The 12,667-nt window shown below is 35.5% G+C and carries 11 protein-coding genes; 5 read left to right on the forward strand and 6 right to left on the reverse strand.

What is annotated here, in order from left to right:
- Positions 1-64 precede the first annotated feature (64 nt).
- On the forward strand, positions 65-1,462 hold the full coding sequence (locus G9F74_RS20175) for an amino acid permease (RefSeq protein WP_000448439.1): 1,398 nt from the start codon (positions 65-67) through the stop codon (positions 1,460-1,462).
- A gap of 31 nt (positions 1,463-1,493) precedes the next feature.
- Here G9F74_RS20175 and G9F74_RS20180 read toward each other — a convergent pair whose 3' ends face one another.
- The 3 genes from G9F74_RS20180 to G9F74_RS20190 form a co-directional block, all read right to left on the reverse strand.
- Positions 1,494-3,197 carry a putative bifunctional diguanylate cyclase/phosphodiesterase gene (locus G9F74_RS20180; protein ID WP_016107522.1) on the reverse strand — a complete coding sequence of 568 codons (1,704 nt, stop codon included), beginning with the start codon at positions 3,195-3,197 and terminating at the stop codon, positions 1,494-1,496.
- 477 nt (positions 3,198-3,674) lie between these two features.
- On the reverse strand, positions 3,675-3,992 hold the full coding sequence (locus G9F74_RS20185; protein ID WP_016107521.1) for a hypothetical protein: 318 nt from the start codon (positions 3,990-3,992) through the stop codon (positions 3,675-3,677).
- Entirely contained in the window at positions 3,992-4,138 is a 147-nt protein-coding gene (locus G9F74_RS20190; protein ID WP_000274355.1) for a hypothetical protein, read from the reverse strand. Before G9F74_RS20190 ends, G9F74_RS20185 begins: the two co-directional genes overlap by 1 nt.
- Positions 4,139-4,473: 335 nt before the next feature.
- Here G9F74_RS20190 and G9F74_RS20195 point away from each other — a divergent pair, with 335 nt between their 5' ends.
- From G9F74_RS20195 to G9F74_RS20205, 3 genes are all read left to right on the forward strand, one after another.
- Positions 4,474-6,003, forward strand: coding sequence for a cardiolipin synthase (locus G9F74_RS20195; RefSeq protein ID WP_016107520.1), 1,530 nt, complete (start codon positions 4,474-4,476; stop codon positions 6,001-6,003).
- 127 nt (positions 6,004-6,130) lie between these two features.
- Complete coding sequence (locus G9F74_RS20200; protein ID WP_016107519.1) at positions 6,131-7,024, forward strand: ATP-binding protein; 894 nt, start codon at positions 6,131-6,133, stop codon at positions 7,022-7,024.
- 3 nt (positions 7,025-7,027) lie between these two features.
- On the forward strand, positions 7,028-8,911 hold the full coding sequence (locus G9F74_RS20205; protein ID WP_001248839.1) for a vWA domain-containing protein: 1,884 nt from the start codon (positions 7,028-7,030) through the stop codon (positions 8,909-8,911).
- A gap of 36 nt (positions 8,912-8,947) precedes the next feature.
- Here the strand turns inward: G9F74_RS20205 and G9F74_RS20210 are convergent, their stop codons facing one another.
- Genes G9F74_RS20210 through G9F74_RS20220 form a run of 3 tightly spaced genes read right to left on the reverse strand, consistent with a single transcriptional unit; the run spans position 8,948 to position 11,630 of the window.
- The gene (locus G9F74_RS20210) at positions 8,948-9,370 is read right to left on the reverse strand and encodes an NUDIX hydrolase (RefSeq protein WP_016107518.1); all 423 of its coding nucleotides are present in this window, start codon (positions 9,368-9,370) and stop codon (positions 8,948-8,950) included.
- Between the two features lie 59 nt (positions 9,371-9,429).
- Complete coding sequence (locus G9F74_RS20215; protein ID WP_000723133.1) at positions 9,430-10,395, reverse strand: L-threonine 3-dehydrogenase; 966 nt, start codon at positions 10,393-10,395, stop codon at positions 9,430-9,432.
- A 44-nt stretch (positions 10,396-10,439) separates the two neighbouring features.
- Positions 10,440-11,630: a glycine C-acetyltransferase gene (locus tag G9F74_RS20220; protein ID WP_000095899.1), complete on the reverse strand. Its 1,191-nt coding sequence runs from the start codon at positions 11,628-11,630 to the stop codon at positions 10,440-10,442.
- A 213-nt stretch (positions 11,631-11,843) separates the two neighbouring features.
- Between G9F74_RS20220 and G9F74_RS20225 the strand changes: the two genes are divergently transcribed.
- Positions 11,844-12,575 carry a class I SAM-dependent methyltransferase gene (locus G9F74_RS20225; RefSeq protein ID WP_016107517.1) on the forward strand — a complete coding sequence of 244 codons (732 nt, stop codon included), beginning with the start codon at positions 11,844-11,846 and terminating at the stop codon, positions 12,573-12,575.
- The last annotated feature ends 92 nt before the right edge of the window (positions 12,576-12,667 follow it).

Here is a 12,667-nt window from a genome sequence, read left to right on the forward strand (position 1 = left end):
TATTGCCAAAAAGCTAGTAAAAAATGATGTTTAAGCAAATCTTACTACAAAGGAGTTAACAAAAATGGAAACGAAAAAATGGGGATTATGGGTTTTAACAGCTTTTGTTATCGGGAATATGGTTGGCGGTGGCGTATTTATGCTCCCAGCAAATTTAGCACAAGTATCAGGTCCAATGGGTTCTACACTCGCATGGAGTATTACAGGACTTGGCGTATTTATGATTGCACTCGTATTTGGAAATTTAGCAATTCGAAAACCAGAATTAAAAGCAGGACCACAAAGTTACGCTCAAGCGATGTTTCCTTCAAAAAAAGCAGGTAAAGTTGCAGGTTATAGTATGGCGTGGGGATATTGGGCTGCGAACTGGGCTGCAACAGCATCTGTTATTATTTCTTTTGCTGGATATTTATCAACATTTTTTCCAGTTTTACAAAGTAAGCAAATTCTCTTTTCAATAAATGGATTTTCACTAGAACTAGGAAAAGGGTTAACTTTTCTAGTATGTAGCCTTATGTTATGGGGAATTCAATATATTCTTTCTCAAAATATTGATCGAGCTGGAAATATGAATCTTCTTGCTACCATTGCAAAAATTATCGGATTTACAATGTTTATTGTGATTACATTATTCATTTTCAACGCCTCTAATTTCGGAGACGGTCAAACATTTATGAATGAAGCTGGACAATCCATCTCGTTAGGTGGACAAATCAATTCAGCTGCTATTGCAACACTTTGGGCGTTTATCGGCATCGAATCAGCAGTTATGCTTTCTAACCGCGCAAAATCACAGCGTGATGTAAAAAAAGCTACAATTTTCGGCCTAATTATTGCTCTTATTATTTACATGTCAATTACTTTACTTACAATGGGAGCTCTCTCGCAAGAAGCTTTAAAAGAGTCTCAAAAACCATTAGTAGACGCATTAAATTTAGCAATCGGCAATAAAGGCGCATATATAATGGCGTTACTAGCACTTGTATCTTTATTTGGATCTACTGTTGGCTGGATTGTTGTTAGTTCAGAAGTACCTTACCAGGCTGCCAAAAATGGACTTTTCCCTAAGTTTTTCAGTAAAACAAATAAAAAGGGTAGTCCTTCAAAATCATTATTTATTACAAATGTGATGACACAAATCTTCTTATTCTCAACGATTTCTGGCACTGTTTCAGAAGCATATAATTTCGCTATCGTTGTAGCAACATTAGCTTATTTAATTCCATACCTTGTTTCTACTCTGTACCAATTTAAATTGGTTATTACAGGAGAAACATATGATATAATGCCAGGATCTCGAATAAAAGACGGGGTTATTACTACATTAGCATTTGTATACTCTATTTGGGTTATCAAAACGGGAACTGCTGATTTAAAAACGTTCTTCTTAGGAATTGGATTGTTTATATTAGGTCTTATTCTTTACCCCGTATTAATGAAAAACTCACAAAAAACGAATTAAAAAAAGAGAAGCTTTTAGCTTCTCTTTTCTATTAAAAATCCGTAATTAACTTTTCTTTTAACTCTCCTACGGATAAAGGTTTTGCATAATAAAATCCTTGTACATAGTCACAGCCCATGGATTGTAATAAACTTTCTTGTTCTACCGTTTCTACCCCTTCAGCAACTACTGCTAAATTTAAACTATGGGCAATTTCAATAACAGATTTTACAATCGTTCTTTCTGGCTGTGCATGATCATAATGAAATTCACGAATAAAATTACGATCAATTTTTACGATATCAAGTGGCAATTGTTTTAAATAATACAATGAGGAATAGCCAGTTCCAAAATCGTCTAAAGCAATTAATACGCCCATACTTCTTAATTCTTGTAATGTAGCGATAATATAATCAAAATGGCGAACAGCAATACTTTCCGTTATTTCTAAAATTAAACGATTCGGAGGAAAACCAGTTCTCCTTAAGATGCTACGTACAGACAAAATAAAACGCTTCTGCATTAATTGTTGTATGGATAAATTCACAGATAACCTTAATCCTTCTTGGTAATCCGGTAATGTTTTAAACAGGCGACACGATTTTTCTAATACCCAATCTCCTAATTTTATAATAAGTCCAGATTCTTCAGCTACTGGAATAAATTCGCTTGGTGAAATAGGCCCTTCTTCTGTCATACAGCGCACTAAAGCCTCAATGCCAGTATATTTCTTCGTTTTCAAATCAATGATAGGTTGTAATACTACATCTAATTCTTCATCACGAATTGCCTTTTGCAAAGCAAACTCGATTTTCATTCTACGATTTATTTTTGCACGTAACTCATCTGTAAAGAAACACGCCGCATTTCTTCCCTGTTCTTTCGCACTATACATAGCTAAATCCGAATTTTTCAATAGTGTTTCCACGTCTTGTCCATCTTGTGGATATGAACAAAGTCCTAGACTAGCTGAAATGTATACTTCATGACCTTCAAGCATAAATGGTGCCTGAAAACATGACAATACCGATGTCGCTAACTGCCGCATCTCATCTTGTGTATGTTCATTTGTTAACAGCACAAATTCGTCGCCACCTAGCCTAGCCAGAACATCTTTCTCTCCTAACACATAATGCAACCGTGAAGCAACTTCGCTTAAAAGTAAATCTCCTATCATATGACCTAACGTATCATTTACTAATTTAAAACGATCTAAGTCAAAGTATATTATGCCAAATTCCTTTTTCCCTGCAATCAGCTCATTAACAGTCGTTATTAGCTGTAATCGGTTCGGTAAACTCGTTAAAGCATCATGATATGCAAGTTCCCTATAACGGCTTTCACTCAATCGTAATCTCTGTTCTGCTTCTTTTCTACTACTAATATCATTTCGAATCGCGATAAATTGATACGGCTCTCCTTTTTCGTTTAAAAATGGAACAATTGTGGTTTTAACCCAATAATATGTACCATCTTTTGCTTGATTTTGGATTTCACCTCTCCATACTTTCCCATTCAAAATACGCTTCCATAAGTTTTGAAAAAAAGTTTTCGGATGATATCCTGAATTTAAAATACGATGATCTTTTCCTATTAACTCTTCTCTTGTATATTTGGAGATTTCACAAAACTTATCATTTACATATGTAATAAGACCTTTTCGGTCTGTAATTGCAACAATTGAAGACTCATCTAATGCTAACTTTAAATCTCGCAATGAAGAGTCATATAATGCATGACCTCTTTGTTCTAGCATGCTCATCTCTCCTTGCTTCCTATCTAACTAAAACACAACTTGTTTCTTTTCATAGAAATAGAGATATTTCATTTTCTAATAATAACCCTTTACATACATCACATTTTGAATTATGCCGATTAAAATAACATAATATTATTTGTAAAAAAAAGCAATATAATACCGTTCCAATTATAATTAGTAGCTTCTCATCTCCCTAATTAGCTTGCCTTATTATACCGCATTCCTTTAACTTGCTCTATGCAACCCTTGTTTCCTACTCATTCCACTCGCGTCTAACCTCTATGCTTTTTAATAGCAAAATAGACATTAGAACATACTATATAACTATTCACGAATAATAATATAAAAGTTTAAATTGGTATATATGTTTTTGAATTACAATAATAAAATATTAACATATTTTTACCTTTATTTTGGAAGTATTTCATAAATAAATATAGTATTAAACAAAAAAGAGGATAACCTCTTTTTTGTTTAATACTGATATGGTATTTGCTGATAACCTGGGTATGGGGCTGGATATGTTACTGGGTACGGTGCTGGATAATAACCTCCACTTGCTGCACCCGTTAATGCACCTGCTGTAAGCCCACCTAACATACCTCCCGCAAAACTTCCTGGGAAAAATCCGCCGCCCCATGAGCCGCCTCCACCCCAGCCCCATCCACCACCGTGATGATGATGGTGATGATCATAATGGTTGTGTCCTCCATGATGATTATGTCCGCCATTATGATGGTGTCCTCCATGATGATTGCGATAATACACTCCGTTATTTTCTATATAATTCATTATTCACCTCTCCCTTTCAATTTCCTCACTTTAATATTGTATGAATAATACGGATCTTGTTGGTAATCTGGATAATAAGCATAATTCGAGTAATATGGATAACCATATCCGCCATGACCAAATCCTCCAATTGGACGACCATACATTTTATTCATCCTTTTGCTATATAAAGTGAAATTTTAATCGGCGCGGGCTTTGTCCCTCCCCACTGATTATTAGCCCAAATCAATCGGGCATTTATGGACAATCATTTCCCGCCTAACTTCCTTGCACTCGTCGAATTTTGAGATGGGATTTTTACTACCCAGCAAATAGCGGGATAACAACGTAACAATATACTGTATGTAGGACAAATGCGGAAAGTATAGGACAAATGTCTATATTTTGTAAAAAAAACAAAACACTTTATAATAAGGATGTCAGATTATATCTTCTATTTAAGAAGTCTATATTTAAGAAAGATTAGAGGAATTATATAGAAATGAAGAAACCTATCGTTCAATTATTATTAATATTTACAATCGTATCTATCGTTCTTTTCCTATTAAATACATCGGTTATTTCGTTATATACGTTTGTCGGTGCTCTATGGTCCATCACAATCGTAGGGATTTCATTCGTTATTTTTATAGAAAATAGATCTCCCCAAAGTACTTTAGCTTGGTTTTTAGTATTAGCACTTCTTCCCGTTGTAGGTGTACTTTTATACTCTATTTTCGGGCGTAGCCGTTGGAGAAGAAAAAAACATCTCCATCGTTCAGAAGAACAAAGAAAATTATTCCGCGAAATATTAGAAGGAAGACGACTAGAATTATCACTCACAGTCCCATTACATGAACGTTCCATACATTTAACAGAAGTCGTACAAAAATTTGGAGGCGGGCCTGCCGCAGATAGAACGACGACAAAACTTTTAACAAACGGCGATCAAACCTTTTCAGAAATTTTGCAAGCAATCGAGAATGCAAAACATCACATACATATTCAATACTATATTTATAAATCTGATGAGATTGGTACAAAAGTACGAGATGCTTTAATACAAAAGGCAAACGAGGGTGTTATTGTACGCTTCCTTTATGATGGACTCGGAAGTAATACGTTAAGACGACGATTTTTACAACCTATGAAAAAAGCTGGAATTGAAATTGTCGAATTTGACCCTATTTTTTCAGCTTGGTTACTGGAGACAGTTAATTATCGTAATCATCGTAAAATCGTCATTGTAGATGGAGAAATTGGTTTTACCGGAGGGCTTAACGTAGGTGATGAATATCTTGGTCGCTCGAAAAAATTCCCTATTTGGCGTGATAGTCATTTAAAAATAGAAGGAAAAGCATTGTATAAATTACAAGCCATCTTTCTAGAAGATTGGCTTTATGCGTCTAGTGGATTGAATACTTATTCTTGGGATCAATTTATGAATAGACAATACTTCCCAGGAAAAGAAATTCTGGATGCAACAGGTGCGGTGCAAATTGTAGCAAGTGGACCAAGCTCAGATGATAAAAGCATTCGTAATACATTACTAGCTGTTATGGGCTCAGCCAAAAAATCTATTTGGATCGCTACACCATACTTTATTCCGGATCAAGAAACTTTAACATTATTACGCTTAAGTGCAATATCTGGCATAGATGTACGCATTTTATATCCTGGTAAGAGTGATAGTATTATTAGCGATCAAGCATCTCAATCTTATTTCACTCCACTTTTAAAAGCCGGTGCTTCTATTTACAGTTATAAAGATGGATTTATGCACGCAAAGATTGTACTCGTTGACGATAAAATTGCAACAATCGGAACAGCAAATATGGATGTACGTAGCTTTGAATTAAATTATGAAATTATTAGCGTACTCTATGAATCAGAAACCGTTCATGATATTAAACGCGATTTTGAAGAAGACTTTAAACACTCTACTGAAATTAAATGGAACTCATTCCAAAAAAGAAGTATCAAAAAAAGAATATTAGAGTCCTTTATGCGACTGATTTCTCCTTTACTATAAGCAATCAATGTGATATTGATTGCTTTTTCTTTTATATTTCCCCCTTCTCCTTTTCTTTGCATACCATATTAAAACAAGTTATCATAAGATGTATTACTTTATGAAAATAATGTTAGGTGGGAAATACATGTTAGAACAATTTCATATACATTCTGATTTAAAACAGCAGCTTTCTACAATTCATGAAAAGAATAAACAAGAAGCTGGTGAAAATGCTCATTTAATCGGTACTAAAATATATAAAGCATCTGATAACAGCATTATCGAAGATGCTATTACGGCACTTCTTCTTGGCAAAAATATTCTATTAAAAGGACCAACTGGTAGTGGTAAAACGGTACTAGCGGAAACTCTTTCTTCTTTATTCCAAAAACCAATGCATAGCATTAACTGTTCTGTCGATTTAGATGTGGAAGGTATTTTAGGATACAACACATTACAAACGAAAGACGGAGCATCTGAAGTTACTTTCGTTAACGGTCCTCTTATGAAAGCAATGAAGAACGGTCACTTCCTATATATTGATGAAATCAATATGGCAAAACCTGAAACGTTACCACTTCTTCACGGTGCACTAGATTACCGTAAAATGATTACAAACCCATTTACACAAGAAGTTGTATACGGTGATGACGAATATCGCGTAATTGCTGCGATTAACGAAGGTTATGTTGGGACAAGTGAACTAAACGAAGCATTGAAAAACCGTTTTGTTATTATTGAAGTTCCTTATATTCAAGGTGACACATTAAAAGAACTATTACTATCTGAATCAAAATTAACTGATGTTGCAACAATTGAAAAGTTCGTTGCATTTGCAAGCGACCTTATGCCTTTAGCTCGTGATGGGCGTGTAAGTGAAGAAGCAGCAAGTATTCGTGGTATTATCGACGCATGCGATTTAGGTGTATATATTCCTGTTATGCGCGCTATTGAGCGAAGCATTATTGCGAAATTAAATGATGAAACAGAACAAATGACTGTCCGTGAATTAGCAGAAAGTTATTTCTTTGAGGGATAATTCATGAGACAAATTTTTAGTGACAAAAAAATTGATGCGTCGCTGTTTCTACAAATGGAAAACTTAATGTATGCCCTTCTAAAAGAAGACGATGCCTATCTTGAATATGGCTATAAAGCATACTACGACGAAATTGAAAAAAAGGTTGTCATTAGTCACTTTTGGGATGATCGAAAAGAAGAAGATACAGTAATCGGATTAAAAAGCGAAGTGTTCTTAAAAGCACTTGGTAATAAACATTACTCGGACATGGCTTTAATTCGTTCTTACGCGATTGAATTACAAGAATCGCCCCTAAAGAAGTTCTTAACACAATTATTTGTTCTATTAGAAGATTTACGTGTCGAGGAAATCGTAAAAAACTTACGACCTGGCACGAAACATATTTTTAAACGCCGAAAAGAAATGTACCGCAATTACTTCGGCTCACAAAATGAAATAAACCGCGTTCGTAACTATCACGGTGATCGTCTATTTTGTCTATGTTACCTTTCATTAACGAGCGATAAATATGAAATGTTTACTAATGAATATTTCGAGCAAATTGAAGTAATTTTGCATGAGACATTCCAAGCCCGTAATACCGAAGATATTATGTATATCGTTGAGAAAATTCGCTACCGCTTAGAGGAGCTTCTTGAAAATGATATGCTTAACAATTATTTCGGACATGCTCCGCTTTATTTATCTGTCATTGCAGATGAAAAGAACTGCCGCGTTGAAGATTTAGCAAATGATGATACGCAGCTCATAGATGACGATGACAATAAAAACAAAATGGATGAAAGCTTCTCCACATGGCATCGTGAAAATAAAAATAACGAAAACGAGAACTTTTTACGCTTTGAATTAGAAAGCGGAACAAAAACAAACATGATGGGTGATACTGCTCGTGAATCAGAAGATGGCGATCAAGCACTTGGTTCTGTACAAGGTACTTCTCAAAAAAGTACACAATCCAACTTTGATGGTGCTGATACAGAAGAAGCAAGAGCTTCACACGCTTCTAGCCAAAGCGAGGGTGCATATGGTAAGTATAATGTAGGTGCCTCTCATACATTTAAAGAAGCTCGCAAATCAAATCCTGACGAGAAAAAAGATTACCAAGCTATCAAATCAGTCGTTAATAAAGATGTAAAAGAATTAAAGAAAATTATCGAAAAAACGATTGAAAATAAAACGAATGCAAATAGTGATAAATACTACGGAAGACTTCGGAAGAAATTCCTTCGTATTTATACTGAAAAGCAGCCGCGCATGTTTTATAAAAAAGGACAAGAATCGCAAGAGCTCGACGTTGCATTCCAACTATTAGTGGATTGTTCTGGTTCTATGTATAACAAAATGGAAGAAACGAAGAAGAGTGTTGTCTTATTCCATGAAGCGTTGAAATCTTTAAAAATCCCGCACGCTATTAGCGGATTTTGGGAAGATGCTTCTAGTGCTAAACCTGAAGATAAACCGAACGTTATCCATGAGGTTGTAAATTACAAAAACTCAACGTTACCAAACGTTGGTCCAGAAATTATGCAACTTCGTGAAGAAGAAGATAACCGCGACGGATATATTATTCGTATCGTTTCTGAAAAGCTTGCGAAAAGACCAGAAAAACATAAATTTCTATTAGTCTTCACAGACGGTGAACCTTCTGCCCTAGACTATCAACAAGACGGAATTTTAGATACGCATGAAGCTGTGAAACTCGCTCGTAAAAGTGGTATGGAAGTAATCGGTATCTTCATCGAAGAAGGCGAAGCGAAAGAAGCGACTTATCAATTAATGAAAAACATTTATAATCATCACTTCTTAGTTGCAAATCATGCTGAAGATTTACGATTGAAGATTAAACCATTGCTGAAAAAACTATTACTGAAGACGATTGAATAGAAAAAAGGAGCCTTTTGGCTCCTTTTTCTCGTTCAATTACTTTTTTTCTGGTTGAAACTTGTATGGAATGGCTACTTCTAACAATGACTCGAATCCTCCATCGTAGAATGGGAATCGTTCATTTGCAATTGTTCGCTCCACCCACTCTATCGCAGAAATTTCTCCCTCATCTTCTGCATGTAGCTCGCCCGTTAGTACTTTCGCTCGAAATGTAAAAAGTAGTGCGTGATTCCCGGATTCTTCAAAGAATTTTTCATTGATTGCAACAAGTCCACCTGCCATAGCAGTTAAACCTGTCTCTTCTTTTACTTCCCTTACTAGAGCTTCCTCTAACGTTTCACCCTTTTCAACAGCCCCGCCTGGCAATGACCAAACGTTTTGTTCTACATTATGTACCATTAATATTTTATCTGTTTCTTCGTCATGTATTAGTGCATATATGACATCAACTCTTTGCATGTTATTTTCCCCCTCTCAAAAAGAATGAAGAGCCGATTCCTAAGAATCGACCCTTCCTATTAGTTCATCACTAACTCAGCTGTGAGCTTTTTTTTTAACTTAGCCAACATGTCCGTTGTCATTTTGTCTAAATCGTATTCTGCTTTAAAGCCCCACTCTTTCATTGCTGCTGTTGCATCAATAGAGTTTGGCCAGCTATCAGCGATTGTTTGACGAGCTGGATCTACTGCGTAATCCATTGTAAACGTCGGAATGTGTTTACGAATTGATGCTGCAATTTGCTCTGGCTCGAAGCTCATTGCTGTAATGTTGAACGCATTTCTATGCACTAGCTTACTTGAATCAGCTTCCATTAATGAAATGATCGCTTGTAAAGCATCTGGCATATACATCATATCCATGTACGTTCCTTCAGCAATGTATGAGGTGTATGCACCTTTTTTAATCGCCTCATAATAAATTTCAACTGCATAGTCAGTTGTTCCGCCTCCTGGAGGAGCTACGTAAGAAATTAAGCCTGGGAAACGTACACCGCGCGTATCAACGCCAAACTTTTGATGATAATAATCACATAGTAATTCTCCTGCTACTTTGTTTACCCCATACATCGTAGTAGGACGCTGAATTGTATCTTGTGGCGTATTATCTTTCGGCGTTGATGGACCGAATGCACCGATAGAACTTGGCGTGAAAAACTTACAGTTTAATTCACGAGCTGCTTCTAATGCATTTACAAGTCCACCCATATTTAAATTCCAAGCAAATAACGGATTTTTTTCTGCTGTTGCTGAAAGTAAAGCTGCTAAATGAATAATTGTATCTACTTCATTACGCTTTGCAATATCATGTAGTTTTTGCCCATCTGTTACATCTAACGTTTCAAATGGACCAGACGTTACTACTTCACTATCTGTTTCACGAATATCTGTTGCAATAACGTTTGATGCGCCGTATACATCACGAAGTTTCATTACTAGTTCAGAACCAATTTGCCCTAAAGAACCGGTTACTAGAATTTTTTTCATTTTCCCCACTCCTCATTTGCAAGCTATTCAAAAGATGTCGTTACTTAAATGATGCCCATTTCTTTCCCTACTTTTTCATATTTAAGAATTGCTTCATCTAGCATTTCCTTCGTATGAGCTGCTGTAGGCATATTACGAACGCGTCCTGTTCCTTTAGCTACAGTTGGGAACACGATAGATTTTGCGTATACACCTTCTTCATTTAGACGTCTACTAAATTCTTGTGTTAATACTTCATCACCAATAATACAAGGTGTAATTGGCGTTTCACTTTCTCCGATGTTAAAGCCAAGTTCTTTTAACCCTTGTTTTAAATAGCGACCATTTTCCCATAAACGATCGTGTAACTCTGTGCTTTCCATTAAGATCTCAATTGATCTCATGCAAGCTGCTGCATCAGCTGGTGTTAATGCTGTAGAGAATAAGAATGGACGTGAACGAACTTTTAACCAATCAATTAAGTTTTGTTTCCCTGCTACATATCCACCAATTACCCCAATTGCTTTTGATAATGTACCAATTTGGAAATCAACTCTATCAGAAAGACCGAAGTGCTTCACAGTACCTGCACCTTTTCCAAGTACCCCTGAACCATGTGCATCATCTACATATGTCATTAAATCTAGCTCTTCTGCAATCTCAACAATTTCTGGTAATTTTGCAATATCTCCATCCATTGAGAAAACACCGTCTGTAATAACCATTAATTTATTGTAAAGACCTGATTCTTTCGCCGCGATTGCTTTTTGGCGTAAATCTTCCATATCAGAATGTTTATAAACGATGATTTTCGCTCTTGATAGACGACTACCATCAATAATAGATGCATGATTTAATTCATCTGAAAGAATCGCATCATTTTTATCCATAACAGCTGAAATCGCTGCCATATTACAATTAAATCCTGATTGATAAGCAATTGCTGCTTCTGTATGTTTAAACTTTGCAATTGTTTCTTCTAATTTAATATGCAAATCTAAAGTACCGTTAATTGTACGAACAGCTCCTGCCCCAACACCGTACTTATGAATTGCACCAATCGCTGCTTCTTGTAAGCGATTATCAGTCGCTAATCCAAGATAGTTGTTTGAAGATAAGTTAATATATTCTTTGCCGCCAATTGTAATAATCGGTCCATTTGGACTTTCAAGCGGATCAATTACGTTATAAAGCCCCTTTGATTTTAAATCCTCTAAATTTTCTTCTAAAAATTTCGCAAGTGTTTTACTAGACATCGTGAAGCCTCCCATCGTTCATGTAAGCGGATTATTGTCTTAATAGTTCTAATAATCCCTCTACTAGCTTAACACGTTTTCAGAATTTATTATAGAAAAATAGTTTAAAGAAACCGCTTACAAATTTTAATTATATATGATTCATTACAAGAAATCTATCATTTACATTCCATATTTGATAGAATTAAAAAAATATTTAGGGAGGCTTCAAACATGGCATTTACAGAATCTGATGTATATAATAACGAAGCGTTTTTTGAGCAATATATGAAACGAAGATACCGCGAAAATAGCCCCAATGAATCCATTGAAAAGCCAGCATTCTTTCAACTCATTGGTGATGTAAAAGGAAAACAAATTCTCGATTTAGGTTGTGGCGATGCTAAGTTTGGCGAGGAATTATTAGAAAACGGATGCCACTCTTACACTGGCATTGAAGGCTCTCAGCTTATGTATGAAAAAGCTAAAAAACAACTAGAAAATAAAAATGGATCTGTTCATTTGATAAACCTCAAAGATTATACATACTCCCCATCCACTTTTGATTTAGTCACATCTAGACTCGCTTTACATTATATTGAACATCTTCATATCATTTTTCAAAATGTGTACAAAACTTTAAAAACAAATGGAACCTTCATCTTTAGCGTTCAACATCCTGTTATTACCTCTTCATTTGAAAGCTTGCAAACGAGTGGTAAAAGAACGAGCTGGTTCGTCGATGATTATTTTAAACTAGGCAAACGGGTTGAAGCATGGATTGACCAAGAAGTTATTAAATATCATCGTACAACGGAAGAGTATTTCACATTATTACAGCAAGCCGGATTTACCATTATAAATCTAAAAGAAGCTACACCAAATCAAACCTATTTTCAAAGTGAAGAGGAATATGAACGACGTTTACGAATTCCCCTCTTTCTATTATTTTCTTGCAAAAAATAAAAAGACGATGAATCCCCTGGTCTTATCCCTGTCAAGTAGACAGTATTAAAAAGACTAAGCAGCCATCGAGATTCGATATTCTATCGGAGCTC

It is taken from the genome of Bacillus sp. EKM202B (assembly GCF_011066025.1).
GTDB classification, from domain to species: Bacteria; Bacillota; Bacilli; order Bacillales; family Bacillaceae_G; genus Bacillus_A; species Bacillus_A toyonensis.